The 18,027-nt window shown below is 64.5% G+C and carries 16 protein-coding genes; 8 read left to right on the top strand and 8 right to left on the bottom strand.

Translation table 11 applies throughout. From position 1 onward, the window contains the following. Together LJX93_RS25470 and LJX93_RS25465 are read left to right on the top strand one after the other, a co-directional pair. Window positions 1–1,725, top strand: a complete 1,725-nt coding sequence (locus LJX93_RS25470) for a putative 2-aminoethylphosphonate ABC transporter permease subunit (protein ID WP_227696522.1) — start codon at window positions 1–3, stop codon at window positions 1,723–1,725. 18 nt (window positions 1,726–1,743) lie between these two features. Continuing rightward, on the top strand, window positions 1,744–2,769 hold the full coding sequence (locus LJX93_RS25465; RefSeq protein WP_033702058.1) for a putative 2-aminoethylphosphonate ABC transporter substrate-binding protein: 1,026 nt from the start codon (window positions 1,744–1,746) through the stop codon (window positions 2,767–2,769). 77 nt (window positions 2,770–2,846) lie between these two features. On the opposite strand, the gene LJX93_RS25460 is transcribed toward LJX93_RS25465, so the two are convergent. Continuing rightward, window positions 2,847–4,211: a GTPase/DUF3482 domain-containing protein gene (locus tag LJX93_RS25460; protein WP_033702057.1), complete on the bottom strand. Its 1,365-nt coding sequence runs from the start codon at window positions 4,209–4,211 to the stop codon at window positions 2,847–2,849. Next, a complete protein-coding gene (locus tag LJX93_RS25455; RefSeq protein ID WP_227696521.1) occupies window positions 4,204–5,595 on the bottom strand; it encodes a DUF2868 domain-containing protein in 1,392 nt (463 codons plus the stop codon). The genes LJX93_RS25460 and LJX93_RS25455 overlap by 8 nt, the downstream gene beginning before the upstream one ends. A 54-nt stretch (window positions 5,596–5,649) precedes the next feature. Here LJX93_RS25455 and LJX93_RS25450 point away from each other — a divergent pair, with 54 nt between their 5' ends. Then, window positions 5,650–6,168 (top strand): dihydrofolate reductase, encoded by a 519-nt coding sequence (locus LJX93_RS25450; protein WP_047582159.1) that lies wholly within the window; start codon window positions 5,650–5,652, stop codon window positions 6,166–6,168. 33 nt (window positions 6,169–6,201) lie between these two features. On the opposite strand, the gene LJX93_RS25445 is transcribed toward LJX93_RS25450, so the two are convergent. After that, on the bottom strand, window positions 6,202–7,593 hold the full coding sequence (locus LJX93_RS25445; protein WP_033702054.1) for an L-cystine transporter: 1,392 nt from the start codon (window positions 7,591–7,593) through the stop codon (window positions 6,202–6,204). Window positions 7,594–7,833: 240 nt separating this feature from the next. Between LJX93_RS25445 and LJX93_RS25440 the strand changes: the two genes are divergently transcribed. Then, window positions 7,834–8,889 carry a phosphorylcholine phosphatase gene (locus tag LJX93_RS25440; protein WP_033702053.1) on the top strand — a complete coding sequence of 352 codons (1,056 nt, stop codon included), beginning with the start codon at window positions 7,834–7,836 and terminating at the stop codon, window positions 8,887–8,889. Window positions 8,890–8,900: 11 nt separating this feature from the next. On the opposite strand, the gene LJX93_RS25435 is transcribed toward LJX93_RS25440, so the two are convergent. Beyond that, window positions 8,901–9,569, bottom strand: a complete 669-nt coding sequence (locus tag LJX93_RS25435) for an FMN-dependent NADH-azoreductase (RefSeq protein WP_047582164.1) — start codon at window positions 9,567–9,569, stop codon at window positions 8,901–8,903. 141 nt (window positions 9,570–9,710) lie between these two features. Between LJX93_RS25435 and LJX93_RS25430 the strand changes: the two genes are divergently transcribed. Further along, window positions 9,711–10,571: a LysR family transcriptional regulator gene (locus tag LJX93_RS25430; RefSeq protein ID WP_227696520.1), complete on the top strand. Its 861-nt coding sequence runs from the start codon at window positions 9,711–9,713 to the stop codon at window positions 10,569–10,571. A 98-nt stretch (window positions 10,572–10,669) separates the two neighbouring features. Here the strand turns inward: LJX93_RS25430 and ilvD are convergent, their stop codons facing one another. Beyond that, on the bottom strand, window positions 10,670–12,511 hold the full coding sequence (gene ilvD / locus LJX93_RS25425; protein WP_033702050.1) for a dihydroxy-acid dehydratase: 1,842 nt from the start codon (window positions 12,509–12,511) through the stop codon (window positions 10,670–10,672). A gap of 478 nt (window positions 12,512–12,989) precedes the next feature. On the opposite strand from ilvD, the gene mgtE reads away from it, so the two are divergent. Then, window positions 12,990–14,045 (top strand): magnesium transporter, encoded by a 1,056-nt coding sequence (gene mgtE / locus LJX93_RS25420; protein ID WP_095063912.1) that lies wholly within the window; start codon window positions 12,990–12,992, stop codon window positions 14,043–14,045. A gap of 39 nt (window positions 14,046–14,084) precedes the next feature. Here the strand turns inward: mgtE and LJX93_RS25415 are convergent, their stop codons facing one another. Beyond that, on the bottom strand, window positions 14,085–15,281 hold the full coding sequence (locus LJX93_RS25415) for a class I SAM-dependent rRNA methyltransferase (RefSeq protein WP_033702048.1): 1,197 nt from the start codon (window positions 15,279–15,281) through the stop codon (window positions 14,085–14,087). Between the two features lie 191 nt (window positions 15,282–15,472). Here LJX93_RS25415 and LJX93_RS25410 point away from each other — a divergent pair, with 191 nt between their 5' ends. Then, window positions 15,473–16,291 carry an HDOD domain-containing protein gene (locus tag LJX93_RS25410; RefSeq protein WP_177326480.1) on the top strand — a complete coding sequence of 273 codons (819 nt, stop codon included), beginning with the start codon at window positions 15,473–15,475 and terminating at the stop codon, window positions 16,289–16,291. 3 nt (window positions 16,292–16,294) lie between these two features. After that, window positions 16,295–17,107, top strand: coding sequence for a bifunctional DNA-formamidopyrimidine glycosylase/DNA-(apurinic or apyrimidinic site) lyase (gene mutM, locus LJX93_RS25405; protein ID WP_033702045.1), 813 nt, complete (start codon window positions 16,295–16,297; stop codon window positions 17,105–17,107). A gap of 32 nt (window positions 17,108–17,139) precedes the next feature. On the opposite strand, the gene LJX93_RS25400 is transcribed toward mutM, so the two are convergent. Together LJX93_RS25400 and coaD are read right to left on the bottom strand one after the other, a co-directional pair. Further along, window positions 17,140–17,391, bottom strand: coding sequence for a YfhL family 4Fe-4S dicluster ferredoxin (locus LJX93_RS25400; protein WP_027592315.1), 252 nt, complete (start codon window positions 17,389–17,391; stop codon window positions 17,140–17,142). A gap of 109 nt (window positions 17,392–17,500) precedes the next feature. Further along, window positions 17,501–17,980 carry a pantetheine-phosphate adenylyltransferase gene (gene coaD, locus LJX93_RS25395; protein WP_016489662.1) on the bottom strand — a complete coding sequence of 160 codons (480 nt, stop codon included), beginning with the start codon at window positions 17,978–17,980 and terminating at the stop codon, window positions 17,501–17,503. Window positions 17,981–18,027 lie beyond the last annotated feature (47 nt).

The raw sequence follows: 18,027 nt of genomic DNA, 5'->3' as shown, positions 1-18,027 counted from the left end.
ATGGTCGCGCCAATGTCCCTGCCGCTGGCCCAGGCCAAGGCTGCGTCCGAACGTGGCGTCGCCCGCGGTGACCGATTGTTCGTCGTCGGTGGCAAGTGGTTGCTGCTGATGTTGCTGGTGCTGGCCGTGTTGATGCCGCTGCTGGCGATCTTCTGGCGCGGCTTCAGCGGTGAGGCTGGCCAGGGTGGCGGCCTGGCGGCAGCGCGTGAACTGTTCACCAGCGAGGGCTTCCACTGGCTGCTCGGCAATAGCCTGTCGGTGGCACTCACCGTTGCCGCCATCGTGGTACCGCTGGCGTACCTGTTCGCCTACGCCTTGCAGCGCACCCTGATCCCGGCCAAGGGCCTGTGGCGGGGTATCTCGTTGCTGCCGCTGCTGGCGCCGTCGATGCTGCCGGCCATTGCGCTGGTCTACCTGTTCGGCAACCAGGGCCTGCTGCGCGGGCTGCTGAGCGACAACATCTACGGCTTCTGGGGGATCGTGCTGGGCGAGGCCATCTACACCTTCCCGCATGCGCTGATGATTCTGCTGTCAGCCCTGTCGCTGGCCGATGCACGCCTGTTCGACGCTGCTTCCAGCATGGGGGCCGGGCCTTGGCGGGCGTTTTCCAGCATTACCTGGCCTGCCACACGCCAGGCAGTGTTCGCGGCCTTCTGCCTGGTGTTCACCCTGACCATCACTGACTTCGGCGTCCCGGTCGTGGTCGGCGGCGACTATCAGGTGCTGGCCCTGGAAGCCTACAAAGCTGTCGTGGGCCAGCAGCAGTTTGGCCGCGGCGCACTGATCGGCATGGTCTTGCTGCTGCCGGCACTGTTGAGTTTTGCCGTCGATGCCTGGTTGCGCCGACGCCAGGGCGAGGCCATGAGTGGACGTGCGCAAGTGTTCGAGCCCAAGCCCTCGCGCCGCCGCGATGCCTGCTTCCTGGCCATCGTCGTACTGGTCTGCGCGGCCCTGTTGCTGGTGATCGGCATGGCCGTGTACTCGTCGCTGGTCACGTTCTGGCCCTATAACCTCTCGCTGTCGCTCAAGCACTACATGTTCGAGGACACTGCCGGTGGCGGCTGGCTGGCCTACCGCAACAGCGTGACCATGGCGATCGGCACGGCGCTGATCGGCAGCGTCGTGATCTTCAGCGGTGCCTACCTGATGGAGAAGACCCAGGGCCAACGCCTGCTCAACCAGGCGCTGCGCTTGCTCAGCTTCATCCCCATGGCAGTGCCGGGCCTGGTGCTGGGCCTGGGCTACGTGTTCTTCTTCAACCTCAGCGGCAACCCGCTGCATGTGCTGTACGGCAGCATGGGGCTGCTGGTCATCTGCACCATCGCCCATTATCTGACCACCGCGCAGATGACCGCCACCACCGCCCTGCGCCAGCTCGACGGCGAGTTCGAGGCCGCCGCGTTGTCGCTCAAGGCGCCCTTGTACCGGCACTTCCTGCGGGTGACGGTGCCGATCTGCCTGCCGGCGCTGCTGGACATCATTCGCTACCTGTTCGTCTCGGCGATGACCACCGTGTCGGCGGCGATCTTCCTATACAGCCCCGACACCATCCTTGCCGCCGTCGCCGTGTTGAACATGGACGACGCGGGCAACGTCGGCGGTGCCGCCGCCATGTCGACCCTGATTCTGCTGACCAGTGCCAGCGCTTCACTGCTGCTGGCCGCAGCCTCGCGCGGCCTGCTGCGCCGCTCCCAAGCCTGGCGCCAACGCGCCGCGACCGCCTGACCTGTAAGGAACCCCACCATGTTCAAGCACCTTGCACTTGCCGCTGCCGTTTCTGCCGTGTTCAGCCTGCAGGCTTCGGCCGCCGAGACCCAGCTGACGGTCTATACCGCGCTGGAAGCCGAGCAGCTCAAGACCTACAAGCAGGCCTTCGAAAAGGCCAACCCAGACATCGAGATCAAGTGGGTACGCGACTCCACCGGCATCATCACCGCCAAACTGCTGGCCGAGAAAGACCGCCCGCAGGCCGATGCGGTCTGGGGCTTGGCGGCGTCCAGCCTGGCCATCCTCGACCAGAACGGCATGCTCGACGCCTATGCGCCCAAGGACCTGGGCAAGATTTCGGCGAACTACCGCGACGCCGCCAACCCGCCGGCGTGGGTGGGCATGGACGTCTGGGCCGCGACCATCTGCTTCAACACCATCGAGGCCGAAAAGCAGGGCCTGAGCAAGCCGGTAAGCTGGCAGGACCTGGCCAAGCCTGAATACAAGGGCAAGATCGTCATGCCTAACCCGGCCTCGTCCGGTACCGGCTTCCTGGATGTCAGTGCCTGGCTGCAGACCTTTGGCGAGCCGCAGGGGTGGGCCTATATGGACGCCTTGCACCAGAACATCGGCCAGTACGTTCATTCGGGTTCCAAGCCGTGCAAGTTGGCGGCGGCGGGCGAGTTCCCGATTGGTATCTCGTTCGAATACCCGGCCGTGCAGCTCAAGCGCCAGGGGGCGCCGCTGGACATCGTGCTGCCGAAAGAGGGGCTGGGCTGGGAGATCGAGGCGACGGCAGTGATCAAGGGCACGCCAAAGGCCGATGCGGCCAGGCGGCTGGCTGACTTCTCGGCCAGCCCCGCGGCGATGGAGTTGTACAAGGAGAACTTCGCGGTGCTGGCTGCACCGGGGATTGCCAAGCCGCAGACCGAGTTGCCAGCGGATTACGAGCAGCGTCTGATCAAGAACGACTTTGCCTGGGCTTCGAAGCACCGCGACGAGATTCTTGCCGAGTGGCGCAAGCGCTATGACGGCAAATCGGAGAAGGTGGCGCAGCAGTGAGGGCGTAGGGGCTGGGAGGTGCATGCCTTGAGGCGCTACACCCCTCAAGGTATGCACCTCCCGCCCACTCACAACACTCAAATCTGCAAAACCAACGCCTCCAACTGCTCCTGCCGTTCTGCCTGATTCACCCGTGCCCCTGGGTTCAGCGTCGACCATTGCGGATGCGCCCGCGCCTTGATCAAGGCCTCAGGCAACTTGCCCTCGCGCCAGGCCTTCTCATCCAGTTCGCCCAGGCGAATGCTGTCTTGCGCCGCATGCCCGCGATTGTCCAGGGCCACCATCAACTGCTGCTGGCGCAGCGCCAACAGCCGCAACACCGTATCGTCGACGGTCAGCTCGCGCTGGCCCTTGAGCTTGCCCATCAACCGCGACCCATAATTGCGTGCCGTCTGTAGCGCTCCGCCGGCGATGGCCCCGGCCAGGGCGGCGGCGCCAAGGGTGAGGCCGCCGACCAGCAGGTCGACCCCGGCACCCGCCGCAGCACCCGCCGCAACGCCACTGCCCAGGCGCACACCCAGCAGCTTCAAGGTCTCGGGGTTGAACAGGTCATCGCCCCAGCGCCCGTCCAGCAACGGCAAATCGCTGGCATGGGCGTCCTCACGGCGGAAGGCGTACAGCTTGAGCAGCGCCTCGACACAGCGCTGCTCGCGCTGGCGCACGTCCTGGCGCAGCGCTTCGATGGCCTTGGCTTCGGCAGCAGGCTCGGCCACCACGCTGCGCCGGCAGGCGGCGCAATCGAGCAGCAGCTCGGCGATCAGGCGTTTACCGCTGTGGTGGCGGGCCTGGCGTTGCGCCTGCTGGTCGTCGATCAGCCGTTGCAGGGCAGGGCGAGCGTCTTCCAGCAGCAAGGCCAGGCTTTCGTACAAGCGGCGTTCGCCGTCTTCCGGCGGCGCCACGCTGTCGAACCGCACCAAGGCGTGCAAGCCAAGGCGGGCGAGGGCTTCACGCCATTCGGGCTCGCGGTGCTGGCTGCTGGCTACGAAGTTGAGCACCGGCAGCAGGGGCTTGCCACAGCTGGCCAGCACTTCCAGCTCGTCGCGGTACTTGGCCAGCACCGGTTCGCGGGCATCGATCACATACAGGCCAGCATTGCTGGCCAGCAACTGGCGCAGCACCTTGGCCTCCTGCTCGAAGCGCTGGCGCGCCTCGCTGCCCTGAAGGAAGCGCGCCAGACGGGCCGGGCCGTCCAGGCGCTCGCCCGGGCGCTCCAGCCGCTCAAGGTAGTCGAGCAGGGCGATGGCGTCCTCCAGGCCGGGGGTATCGTACAGCTCCAGCAACGGCTCGCCGTCCACCGACAGGCGCGCCCCTTCCACATGGCGCGTGGTGCTGGGGCGGTGAGACACCTCGCCAAAGCCCACATCGCGGGTCAAGGTGCGCAGCAGTGAGGTCTTGCCAACGTTGGTATGGCCGACCACGGCCAGTTTCAGCGGCTCAGTCATGGCCATGCTCCAGCCAGGTCAGGGGCGAGGTGTCGGCGTGGGGCAGGCCGAGACGGTCCAGGGCTTCGTGCCAGTCGCCCAGGCGCTCGGCATCCAGGGCTTGACCTGGCGCCGCCTGCAGCAACCAGATACGGGTGGCGCCGGCATTGCGTGCCAGTTCGGCGAGCAGCGCCAGGCTGCCGCGGTCGGGGGAGCGGCGCGGGTCGCAGGCGATGGCCAGGCGCGCAGGCGGAAAGCGGCTCAGTTGTTCGAGCAGCTTGTTGCGTGACTCGCGGCTATCGAGCACACCGGCATCGGTCACGTTCCTGGGCAGGGCGGGCGGCCAGGGGCGCTGGTCGTCCAGCTCCAGGCCGACCAGCAGGGCACCGCTGCTGCCGCTTTCCAGTTGGCCGGCAGCGAAGTGGGGCAAGGTTTCGGGCGCGGCATCCTGTACACCGATGCGTTCGCTGCGGGGCATCAGGCTTTCGCGCAGGGCTGCGTAGCCGGGCAGGCTGAGGTCCAGCGCCAGGCGCGCGCGGCCCTGGCGCCAGCGCCACAGGCACAACCCGGCCAACAGCAGGCGCGGCAGCAGGCCATACACCAGCACCACGCCGAGCAGCCAGCTGGCCCACGCCTGGCGCGCCAGGTCCAGGGCCGGCAGCGTGTCGCCGCTGGCGCGGATCAGGGTTTCGTCCGGCACCGCAAAGCCCAGCAGCGAAGGCAGGGCGCCGAGCGCCTGGGTCAGATGGATGAACGGTTCGGCGGCGAGCAGGGTGGTTTCCCAGACAAAGCCATAGCGCCGGGTAGCCAGCAGGACCACGAGCATGCCCAGCGCTGTGCTCATCGCCAGCAGCCACAAGCCGTGCACCAGCACGCCCAGCAGCCAGCGGTTCAGCCGCTGGCGCTGCAGCAGCACCAGCAGCGCCGGCGCAAGGTGCGCGGCCTTGGCATCGCGGGCAAAGCGTTCGCTCAGCCACAGCCACAGGCGGCCCAGGCCTGCGCCGTGTTCGCCGCTCAGGCCCAGGCCGATCGCCCAGCCCAGCAACATCAGCAGGTTCAGCCCAAGCAGGCTGCCCAGCGCCCAGAACACATTCACCGGGCGTTGGCCGTCCCCCAGGGCCGCGAAGGCCAGGCCCGCGCCGCTGAAGGCAGCGACGATCAGCAGGGCCAGCAGTGCCAGGCGTGCGCCCTGTTTCCAGTGCCGCAGGGCAGTCGCCATGCCGTCGCGTTCGGCCAGGAACAGCGCACGGGTCTCGATACGGGCCGCCAGGTCGCCGCCGACTTGGCGGGCGCGGCGGTTGGCCTCCTGGTCTTCCAGGGGGCCGGCGTGTTCCTCGCGCAGGCGCACCGCTTCGGTGAGCCAGCGTTTATCCAGTGGCGTCGATCCAGTCACAAGGTCTTCCATTGCACAGGTCAGGGCAGAAGCATAACCCACGGCGGGTTTGCTATCCTCGCCAGCATGACTAGCACACTCCCTCTCAGCCTGATCGCGGCCCTCGCCGAGAACCGCGTGATCGGCATCGACAATTCCATGCCCTGGCACCTGCCGGGGGACTTCAAGTACTTCAAGGCCACGACCCTGGGCAAGCCCATCATCATGGGGCGCAAGACCTGGGACTCGCTGGGCCGGCCATTGCCGGGGCGGTTGAATATCGTGGTCAGCCGCCAGCCGGGGCTGCAACTGCCTGGCGCCGAGGTGTTTGCGTCACTGGAAGCTGCGCTGGTGCGGGCTGACCAGTGGGCGCGCGAGCAGGGCGTCGATGAGTTGATGCTGATTGGCGGTGCGCAACTGTATGGGCAGGCGCTGGAGAAGGGGCTGGTGAGCCGCATGTACCTGACCCGTGTGGAGCTATCGCCTGAGGGCGATGCCTGGTTCCCGGCGTTCGACGAGCACCAGTGGCGGCGGGTATCGAGTGAGCCGCAGGCGCCTGAAGGGGCTGGGCCGGCTTACCATTTCGACGTTTGGGAAAGGCTTTGAGAGTGTGGGGCTGCGATGCAGCCCCTAGCCATCTCAGCTATGGCTCAACTCTGCATGCTGATCATCGGCCAGCACACCTTTGTCGGTCTCTTTCAACAGCTGGCTGGTAACCACCCCAGCCGTCATCGAACCATTCACGTTCAGGGCCGTTCGCCCCATATCGATCAGCGGCTCCACCGAAATCAGCAGCGCCACCAACTCGACCGGCAAGCCCATGGCCGGCAGCACGATCAGCGCGGCGAAGGTGGCACCGCCGCCAACCCCGGCAACCCCGGCCGAGCTCAGGGTGACGATGGCGACCAGGGTCGCGATCCACAGCGGGTCAAAGGTGTCGATACCAACCGCCGGGGCAACCATCACCGCCAGCATCGCCGGGTACAGCCCAGCGCAACCGTTCTGGCCAATGGTGGTGCCGAACGAGGCGCTGAAGCTGGCGATCGATTGCGGCACGCCCAGGCGGCGGGTCTGTGCTTCGATATTCAGTGGGATGCTGGCTGCGCTGGAGCGGCTGGTGAAGGCGAACGTCAGCACCGGCCACACTTTGCGGAAGAAGCGCAGCGGGCTTACCCCGGTCGCAGCCAGGATGATGGCATGCACCACGAACATCAGCCCCAGGCCGATGTACGACACCACCACAAAGCTGCCCAACTTGAGGATGTCGTCCAGGTTGGAGCTGGCCACCACCTTGGTCATCAAGGCCAGCACGCCATAGGGGGTAAGCTTCATCACCACGCGTACCAGGCGCATCACCCAGGCCTGCAGGGTGTCGATGGCCGACAGGGCGCGCTCGCCTTTTTCGGCATCGTCCTTGATCAGTTGCAGGGCGGCCAGGCCGACGAATACGGCGAAGATCACCACGCTGATGATCGAAGTCGGCTTGGCCCGCGCCAGGTCGCCCACTGGGTTGCTGGGGATGAACGACAGCAGCAACTGCGGGATATTGAGGTCGGCGACCTTGCCCGCGTAGTCACTGTGGATCGCTTGCAGCCGGGCGCTTTCCTGCACGCCCGCCACCAGGCCGTCGGCAGTGAGGCCGAACAGGTTGGTCAGGACGATGCCGATCAACGCGGCGATGGCCGTGGTCAGCAGCAGGGTACCGATGCTCAGCACGCTGATGCGCCCGAGCGAGGAGGCATTGTGCAGGCGCGCCACCGCGCTGAGGATCGAAGCGAAGATCAGCGGCATGACGATCATCTGCAACAGGCCGACGTAGCCGTTGCCGACCAGGTCGAGCCAGGCGATGGTGGCTTTCAGTACCGGGTGGCCTGCGCCATAGATCGTGTGCAGGACCAAACCGAATACCACGCCCAGCACCAGGCCCAGCAAGACTTTCTTGGCCAGGCTCCATTGGGTATGGCGGGTTTGTGCCAGGCCCAGCAACAGGGCCAGGAACGCCAGCAGGTTGAGTGACAGCGGCAGGTTCATTGAAGCTCCAACAAGAACAGAAGAGGCATCGCCTCTGTGAGCGATTGCGAACGGAAATGCTAACAGCCTGAAAACAAACGAATTTATACCCAAATGGAATTTGCTTAGTCGTTAATGGAATAACGGCGTGTCGCAAAAAGCAATGAACACGACGTTTCAAGCTGCCTGGGCGTCGTTGTCAGGGCTGGCGGGTGCGGGATGTTGGGCTAGCGTTGCCTGGTCATTTCAGGAGATTCGTACATGCAGCTTGCTCCGAAAGCCTTCGCCGTCGGTCTTTCCCTGCTGTTCAGTGTCCAGGCCTGGGCCACCGAACTCAAGCACTGGCCCGCCGAGGCCGGCAAACAGCTCGACAGCATGATCGCCGCCAACGCCAACAAAGGTAACTACGCGGTGTTCGACATGGACAACACCAGCTACCGCTACGACCTTGAAGAGGCGCTGCTGCCGTTCATGGAGAACCAGGGCCTGCTGACTCGCGACAAGCTCGACCCTTCGTTGAAGTTGATCCCGTTCAAGGACACGGCCGAGCACAAGGAAAGCCTGTTCAGTTACTACTACCGCCTGTGCGAAATCGACGACATGGTCTGCTACCCGTGGGTGGCCCAAGTGTTCTCGGGCTTTACCCTGAAAGAGCTGAAGGCCCAGGTCGATGCCTTGATGGCCTCGGGCAAGCCCGTGCCCAGCACCTACTTCGAAGGTGACCAGGTCAAGGCCATCGAGGTGCAGCCGCCCAAGGTCTTCGCCGGCCAGGCCGAGCTGTTCAACAAGCTGATGGAGAATGGCATCGAGGTGTATGTAATTTCTGCCGCCTCCGAAGAACTGGTACGCATGGTCGCGTCCGACCCGAAGTACGGCTACAACGTGAAGCCGCAGAATGTCATTGGTGTCAGCCTGCTGCTCAAAGACCGCGCCAGCGGCCAGCTGACCACGGCGCGCAAGCAGATTGGCGCCGGCCACTATGACCCCAAGGCCAATGAAGGCCTCGAACTGACGCCGTACCTGTGGACACCGGCAACGTGGATGGCAGGCAAGCAGGCGGCGATCCTCACCTACATCGATGAATGGAAGAAACCAGTATTGGTCGGCGGCGACACGCCGACCAGCGATGGTTACATGCAGTTCCACGGCGTGGATGTGGGCAAGGGGGGCATCCACCTGTGGATAAACCGCAAGGCCAAGTACATGGACCAACTCAACGGGATGATCGCCAAGCATGCAGCCGCCCAGGCCAAGGAAGGGCTGCCGGTGACGGCTGACAAGAACTGGGTGATCGTCACGCCGGAGCAGATCCAGTAACGGGGCGCACCTCAGCCGCTGCGGCCGACGATGATGGTGCGGGCCTGTGCCTGATCGATGTTGCGCGCCAGCAAGCTCACTTCTACGAGGGCGCTGGCACGGACGCTGGCGCCCGCAGGGCTTAGCGTTTGTTCGGCCACGATGCTGTGCACCCGGTTGATGCCGACAAAGCGGAACCACGCATCGAGGAAGGGTTTTTCCAGGCCAAACGCCTGGTCGGGCGTTTGCGAGTCGGGGCCATACCCCAGTCCGCGGGTGTAGATGGCCACCGCCCGGCGCCCGCCCAGCATGCCGTTCAAGCCTTGCTCGTCGAAGGTGAACAGAACGCCCTTGTGCGAAATCGCGTCAATCAGGTGCTTGAGCTTGTACGGTATGCCGAAATTCCACAGCGGCACGCTGAACAGCAACGTATCCGCCCGATGGAAGCGTTTGGCGAGCGCTGTGATCTGGGCCCATGCAGCGGTTTGCGCGGGTGAAAGCGGGGCATCGGCAAGCCCTGCGTACTTGGCCGCAAGCAGGTCGCCATCCACCTCGGGCAGCGCGCATTCCCAAGGGTCCAGGCGGTCAACCTCTATGGCTTTGCGCTCTGCCAGCGCCGACAGAAAGACTTCGGCAATCTGAGCGGAAACCGAGCGCTCTCCTCTCGGTGAGGCGCACACATACAAGACACGTTCAACCACGGGTGCTTCTCCTTGGCAGCGTTGATGACATGTCCGCTGGTGCTTGAACGCACAGGCGGGCTGCGCAAAAGTGTGATTGAGGATGATCCATTATAGAAATGACGTATGCTCGGTTCATTGAGTGAGATAGGTGATCAATCCGTGTTCGATACTGTCCTTCTGCGTAGCCTGCTTGCCGTTGCCGACAGCGGTGGTTTTACCCGTGCTGCCGAACGGCTGCACCTGACGCAATCGGCGATCAGCGCGCACATTCGGCGGCTCGAGAGCGAAGCCGGGCAAAAATTGCTGGAGCGCACCACCCGCTCGGTCAGCCTGACGCCAGCAGGTGCGCGGTTGGCAGGCTATGCCCGCACCATCCTGGCGCTGCATGACGATGCCCGTGCAAGCCTTGGTGTGGGGCGGCGGGTTTCAGGCACGGTGCTTGTGGGCTTGAGCGAGGAGATGGTCAAGGCGCCGGTGATCGACTGCCTGCGCCGATTCTCGGTCGCTCACCCGGATACTGAGCTTGTGCTGAAAGTCGGCCTGACCGGGGAGTTGCTCCCGCTGGTGCAGTCCGGTGGGCTGGATTTTGTCTTGGGTAGCCGCTGCAACGGTGATGAGCCTGGTGAGGTGTTGTGGTCCGAGCCGCTGGTCTGGGCGAGAGGGCCGCTGGCGCTGCTTGCAGATGATGAGTCCACCGCTGTTCCCTTGGCCGTGTTTTCTGACCAGTGCCCCTATCGGGCTGCTGCCATCGAGGCGCTGGCGCGCGCGGGGCGGCAATGGCGTATCGTCTGCCAGAGCCCAAGTGCCGGAGGCTTGATGACAGCCGTGAGCGGCGGTCTTGGGGTAACACCGGTCACTCGCACGGCCGCCCTGGCCGCAGGGCTGCTGGAAGTGCCAACGCTGCCGCCCTTGCCCCATGCGCAGTTTGTGCTGACAGCGGCGGCGAAACCGAAACGCTCGGTTGCCCTGCTGCTGGCGCAGTTGCGCCAATGTGTTGCCAGGGGCGGCGCAGACTTGTAAGCAAGGTAGTTGCTCTCGTCGCTCGGCGCTGGCCTTTGATCCTTCAGGCATAAAAAAACCGGCGCACAGGGCGCCGGTTTTTCGAACGCTGAAAAGCCTTACAGCCCGTCGAGCATCGCCTTGTTGCGTACCGCACCCTTGTCGGCACTGGTCGCCAGCAGGGCGTAGGCCTTGAGGGCAGTGGTCACCTTGCGCGGGCGCACTTCAACAGGTTTCCAGCCTTTCTTGTCCTGCTCGACGCGGCGCTCAGCCAGCTCTTCGTCGCTGACCAGCAGGTTGATCGAACGGTTGGGGATGTCGATCAATACCTTGTCGCCGTCGCGCACCAGGCCAATGGCGCCGCCAGCGGCGGCTTCCGGCGAGGCGTGGCCGATCGACAGGCCTGAGGTACCGCCCGAGAAGCGACCGTCTGTGAGCAGGGCGCAGGCCTTGCCCAGGCCTTTGGACTTCAGGTACGACGTCGGGTAGAGCATCTCCTGCATGCCCGGGCCGCCTTTCGGGCCTTCGTAGCGAATGATCACGATATCGCCAGCCTTCACTTCGTCGGCGAGGATGCCGCGCACGGCGCTGTCCTGGCTCTCGAAGATCTTCGCGCTGCCTTCGAACACGTGGATCGACTCGTCGACACCGGCGGTTTTTACCACGCAACCGTCGAGGGCGATGTTGCCGTACAGCACGGCCAGGCCGCCCTCTTGCGAGTAAGCGTGCTCGAAGCTGCGGATGCAGCCGTTTTCACGGTCGTCGTCGAGGGTTTCCCAGCGGGTCGACTGGCTGAACGCGGTCTGGGTCGGGATGCCCGCCGGGCCGGCCTTGAAGAAGGTGTGTACCGCTTCGTCGTCGGTCTGGGTGATGTCCCACTTGGCGATGGCTTCTTCCATGCTGCGGCTGTGCACGGTCGGCAGGTCGGTGTGCAGCAGGCCGCCACGGGCCAGCGAGCCGAGGATGCTGAAGATGCCGCCGGCGCGGTGCACGTCTTCCATGTGGTACTTCTGGATATTCGGCGCCACCTTGCACAGCTGCGGCACCACGCGCGACAGGCGGTCGATGTCACGCAGGTCGAACGCCACCTCGCCTTCCTGGGCCGCGGCCAGCAGGTGCAGGATGGTGTTGGTCGAACCGCCCATGGCGATGTCGAGCATCATGGCGTTTTCGAACGCCTTGAAGTTGGCGATGCTGCGCGGCAGCACCGACGCGTCGTTCTCACCGTAGTAGCGCTTGCACAGCTCGACGATGGTGCGGCCAGCCGTGAGGAACAGCTGCTCGCGGTCGGAGTGGGTGGCCAGGGTCGAACCGTTGCCCGGCAGGGCCAGGCCCAGTGCCTCGGTCAGGCAGTTCATCGAGTTGGCGGTGAACATGCCGGAACACGAACCGCACGTCGGGCAGGCGCTGCGCTCGTATTCGGCGACCTTCTCGTCGGAGGCCGAGGAGTCGGCGGCGATGACCATCGCGTCGACCAGGTCCAGGCCGTGGCTGGCCAGCTTGGTCTTGCCGGCTTCCATTGGGCCGCCGGAGACGAAGATCACCGGGATGTTCAGGCGCAGGGCGGCCATCAGCATGCCGGGGGTGATCTTGTCGCAGTTGGAGATGCAGACGATGGCGTCGGCGCAGTGGGCGTTGACCATGTATTCCACGGCGTCGGCGATGATCTCGCGGCTAGGCAGCGAGTACAGCATGCCGTCGTGGCCCATGGCGATGCCGTCGTCGACCGCGATGGTGTTGAATTCCTTGGCCACGCCACCGGCGCGCTCGATCTCACGGGCAACCAGCTGGCCCAGGTCCTTCAGGTGCACGTGGCCCGGGACGAACTGGGTGAACGAGTTGGCGATGGCAATGATCGGTTTCTTGAAATCTTCGTCCTTCATCCCGGTGGCGCGCCACAGGGCACGAGCGCCGGCCATGTTGCGGCCATGGGTGGAAGTCTTGGAACGATAATCAGGCATGAAGCGCTCCTGGCGGCTTAATCAGGTCACAAAAAGGGGAGTGAGCTTCTCTTGTCCTATGCGCCTTAGGCCGGTTGCCACTGGCACGGATGGGGCCGAAGACACCACGGGATCGCCGCGTGCTCGACCAGAGCTCATAAACCCGCCGGGGATGACTGGCGATGAATAGCCCGATTCTACACCGCTGGCGCGGCGAGGGAATGGCGATGTGTCTGGGCGGTGGCTTTGGCCGAATAGCCGGTAGTTTGTAGGACCCTTCCGAAACGGCGCTTCAAGGGCTGACCTGCCGGCCCAGGCTGACTATGATCCGCCCGCCGCATGTGCGGCTTCACGAGATACACCCTCAATGGACCTTCCCAGTTTCAGTTCATACCGAACTCGTAAATTGGCACTGAGCGCGTCGTCGCCAGGGCCTGCGAAGGCTTGAGCCCGTGTGGCTGAGGTTTGCAGGTGCCTGCGTCGGCGCCTGGAGAACCTCATGCAACACTCTTCCGATCTCTGCGTTTCCCCCCTCGACCTGCGCCAGGCCGCCCAGGCGCGTCGCGACGACCTGCTGCACCCGCACGGCTACCGCGAAGGCACGGCCGGTTACCTGATGACCAGCGAATACTCGTGCCTCGATGCCGGCCTCACTGCCAGCCAGGCCATCGACATGCTGCGCCGCGAGGCCGCCGATGCCGAAACGATCTATCAGTCCTATGTCCTCGATGAGCAGCGCAACCTGCGCGGTACCTTGTCCTTGCGCGAGTTGATCCTGGCCGCCCCCGAGCAGCCGATCGAGCAGATCATGGTGCACAAGGTCATCTGCGTGTGTACCGCGACCCGCCAGGAAGAGGTGGCCCGCCTGATACGCCAGCACGACCTGCTGGCCGTGCCGGTGCTGGACGAGGGCGGGCGTCTGGTGGGGCTGGTGACGTGCGACGATGCGCTCGACGTGGTGGTCGATGAGGCCACCGAGGACTTCCACAAGGGCGCATCCATCACCAACCACGTGGGCAACCTGCGGGATGCCACGGTCAGCCTGTTGTACCGCAAGCGGGTGTTGTGGCTGGTGCTGCTGGTGTTCGGCAACCTGTTTTCGGGGGCGGGCATCGCCGCGTTCGAAGAGACCATTGCCGCGCATATCGTGCTGGTGTTCTTCCTGCCGCTGTTGGTGGACAGCGGTGGCAATGCCGGGGCGCAGTCGGCGACCTTGATGGTGCGGGGCCTGGCGACGGGCGAGGTGGTGATGCGTGACTGGCTGCGGATGCTGGGGCGCGAGTGCGGTGTGGCGTTGGCGCTGGGGGCCACCATGGCGGTGGCGGTGGCATCGCTGGGTGCGTTGCGCGGTGGGGTGGACGTGGCCATCATCGTTGCCAGCAGCATGCTGGTGATCGTGTTGCTGGGTAGCCTGATCGGCATGAGCCTGCCGTTCATGTTCACCAAGCTCAAGCTCGACCCGGCGACTGCCAGCGGGCCGTTGGTGACGTCGATTGCCGATGCGGCGGGGGTGCTGGTGTATTTCGGGATTGCTTCGTACGTGCTGGGGATCTGATGTGCCTTTGGGGCCGCAAGGCGGCCCCAGGGCAGTGCATCAGCTGTTTGGCAGCAACCGGCAGGTAATGCTCTTGATGTAGCGGGTTTCGGCAATGGCCGGGTGCACCGGGTGGTCCGGGCCTTGGCCGCCGCGCTCGAGCAGTTGCAGATTGCGATCCAGGTGACGGGCGCTGGTCAGCAGGATGTTGTTCAGGTCATCTTCGGGCAGGTGCATGGAGCACGAGGCGCTGACCAGGATGCCGTCCTTGTTGAGCATGCGCATGGCCTGTTCGTTGAGGCGGCGGTAGGCCGCTTCGCCGTTTTTCAGGTCTTTCTTGCGCTTGATGAACGCGGGTGGGTCGGCAATGATCACGTCGAAGCGCTCTTCGGCGGCCTTCAGCTCGCGCAGGGCCTCGAACACGTCACCTTCGATGCAGGTCAGTTTCTCGCTGATGCCGTTGAGTGCGGCGTTGCGCTCGACGCCGTCCAGGGCGAAGCCCGAGGCATCCACACAGAACACTTCGCTGGCGCCAAATGCGCCGGCCTGCACGCCCCAGCCACCGATGTAGCTGAACAGGTCGAGCACGCGTTTGCCTTTGACGTAGGGGGCCAGGCGCGCGCGGTTCATGCGGTGGTCATAGAACCAGCCGGTCTTTTGCCCTTCACGTACCGGGGCCTCGAATTGCACGCCGTTCTCTTCCAGTGCAACCCAGTCCGGCACTTCGCCGTAAACGGTTTCGACGTAGCGCTGCAGGCCTTCGGCATCACGCGCGGCGGAATCGTTCTTGAACAGAATGCCGCTTGGCTTGAGCACCTGGATCAGGGCGGCGATCACGTCGTCCTTGTGCAGCTCCATGGTGGCCGAGGCCAGTTGAACCACGAGGATGTCGAAGAAACGGTCGACCACCAGGCCTGGGAGCAGGTCGGAGTCGCCGTAGACCAGGCGGTAGCACGGCTTGTCGAACAGGCGCTCACGCAGCGACAGGGCGACGTTGAGGCGGTGCACCAGCAGCGACTTGTCCAGTGGCAGCTTGACGTCGCGCGACAGCAGGCGCGCGCAGATCAGGTTGTTCGGGCTCAGCGCCACGATGCCCAGCGGCTTGCCGTTGGCGGCCTCGAGGACCGCCTGCTGGCCGGCCTGCAAGCCTTGCAGCGGGGTCGCGGCGACGTCGACTTCATTGCTGTAGACCCACAGGTGGCCAGCGCGCAGGCGGCGGTCGGCATTGGCTTTGAGGCGAAGGCTGGGCAGGGACATGACGTCGCTCCGGGAAAAAAGAGCGGGAGTATACCGTGTTGGCCCTTGCTGCGGTGCTGGGCGCGACAAAGTGCTGGCCAGCCGTAAAGCCAGACGATCCGGTGTTAGAATTCGCCGTCCTCAACGAGTGTGTACGCATGTCCCAAGAACTCAGCGCCGAACAGATCCAGCAAGCCTTGCAAGGCATTACCATCCCGCCGCAACCGCAGATCATGGTTGACCTGCAGTTCGAGCAGTACATGCCTGACCCAGATCTGGAAACCATCGCCAAGCTGATTTCCCAGGACCCGGGCTTGTCCGGCGCCTTGCTCAAGCTGGTCAACTCCCCGCATTTCGGCCTCTCCAACAAAATTGGCTCGATCCAGCGTGCGGTGAACCTGCTGGGCAGCCGTTCGATCATCAACTTGATCAACGCCCAGTCGATCAAAGGCGAAATGAGCGACGAAACCATCGTCACCCTGAACCGCTTCTGGGACACCGCGCAGGATGTGGCAATGACCTGCCTGACCCTGGCCAAGCGCACCGGCATGCAGTCGGCGGACGAGGCCTACACCCTTGGGCTGTTCCATGATTGCGGCGTGCCGCTGATGCTCAAGCGCTTCCCCAACTACATGGAGGTGCTGGAAGAGGCCTACGCCAAGGCCGACGGCGAAACCCGTGTGGTCGATACGGAAAACCGTGCGTTCAATACCAACCACTCGGTAGTGGGGTATTTCACCGCCAAGTCCTGGCGTCTGCCCGAGCACCTCACTGCGGCCATCGCCAACCACCACAATGCCTTGGCGGTGTTCCGCGACGAGTCTTCGCGCAATACCCAGAGCCAGCTGAAAAACCTGCTGGCGGTGCTGAAGATGGCCGAGCACATCTGCGCGTCCTACCGCGTGCTGGGCAGCCAGAGCGTTGACCACGAGTGGGAGGTGGTGGGGCCGCTGGTGCTCGACTACATTGGCTTGTCGGACTACGACTTCGAAAACCTCAAGCAGAATATCCGAGAGCTGGGCGGGCACTGACACATGCCGGAACTACCCGAAGTAGAAACCACCCGGCGCGGCATCGCGCCCCACCTGGAAGGCCAGCGGGTCAGCCGCGTGGTGGTGCGTGACCGGCGCCTGCGCTGGCCGATCCCCGAAGACCTGGATGTGCGCCTGTCGGGGCAGCGTATCGTCAGCGTCGAGCGGCGCGCCAAGTACCTGTTGATCAATGCCGAGGTCGGCACCTTGATCAGCCATTTGGGCATGTCGGGTAATTTGCGCCTGGTCGAGCTGGGCTTGCCGGCGGCCAAGCACGAGCATGTCGACATCGAGCTGGAGTCGGGGCTGATGCTGCGCTACACCGACCCGCGCCGTTTCGGCGCCATGCTCTGGAGCCTCGACCCGCTCAACCACGAGCTGCTGCTGCGTCTGGGGCCAGAGCCGCTGACCGACCTGTTCGACGGTGAACGCCTGTTCCAGCTGTCGCGCGGGCGCTCGATGGCGGTCAAGCCGTTCATCATGGACAACGCGATCGTGGTCGGTGTGGGCAACATCTACGCCACCGAAGCGTTGTTTGCCGCAGGCATCGACCCACGCCGGGAGGCAGGCGGTATATCGCGGGCGCGGTATCTGAAGCTGGCCATCGAGATCAAGCGGGTGCTGGCGGCGGCCATCGAGCAAGGCGGCACGACCTTGCGCGACTTCATTGGCGGGGATGGGCAGCCGGGGTACTTCCAGCAGGAGCTGTACGTCTACGGGCGGGGTGGCATGCCGTGCAAGCTGTGTGGCACGACCTTGCGCGAGGTGAAGCTTGGGCAACGGGCCAGTGTGTTCTGCCCGCGCTGCCAGCGCTGAATCGGGGCCGCTTGGCGGCCCATTCGCAGGGCTCAGGCCTTGCCAGTGATCAGACGATACTTGGCCATCAGTTGCTCTTCGGTCTCCGGGTGCGCTTCATCCAGCGGGATGCAGTCGACCGGGCAGACCTGCTGGCACTGCGGCTCGTCGTAGTGGCCCACGCACTGAGTGCACAGGTTAGGGTCGATCACGTAGATCTCTTCGCCTTGGGAGATGGCCTCGTTCGGGCACTCGGGTTCGCAGACGTCGCAGTTGATGCAATCGTCGGTGATGATCAGGGACATGGGGACTCCGGCCGGGGCTCACCGCCCGGGCATGTTCAACGCAATGGGCACAATTGTGCCGCATTCGCGCCCGCAGTGCACGCGGGCGCGATATTCAGGCGATCAGGCGTTACTTCTTGAAGCGTTCGGTCAGCGCCTCTGCCACCACGGGGTGGACGAACTTGCTGATATCGCCGCCCAATGCCGCGATTTCCCTGACCAACGTCGAGGAAATAAACGAATAGCGCTCCGAAGGCGTCAGGAACAGGCTCTCGACATCGGGGGCCAGTTGCCGGTTCATGTTCGCCAGCTGGAACTCGTACTCGAAGTCGGACACCGCACGCAGGCCACGCAGGAAGACGTTGGCGCCCTGTTCCTTGGCGAAATGCGCCAACAGGGAAGAGAAGCCGATGACTTCGACATTGGGCAGGTGCTTGGTGACCTCACGGGCCAGCGCCACCCGTTGTTCCAGCGGGAACAGGGGGTTTTTCTTGGGGCTGGCCGCCACCGCGATAATCACATGGTCGAACAGCCGCGAGGCGCGCTCGACCAGATCGCCATGGCCCTTGGTAATGGGGTCGAAAGTACCCGGGTACAACACTCGGTTCATCGCGTCATCCTGGCTGGAGTGCGTTGGGGAGTCGGATGGTAGCGCAG

This window comes from Pseudomonas sp. HN2-3, from assembly GCF_020691745.1.
GTDB classification, from domain to species: Bacteria; Pseudomonadota; Gammaproteobacteria; order Pseudomonadales; family Pseudomonadaceae; genus Aquipseudomonas; species Aquipseudomonas capeferrum.
The sequence above is the reverse complement of the archived record's forward strand: the minus strand, read 5'-3'. Positions and strand labels throughout refer to the sequence as shown.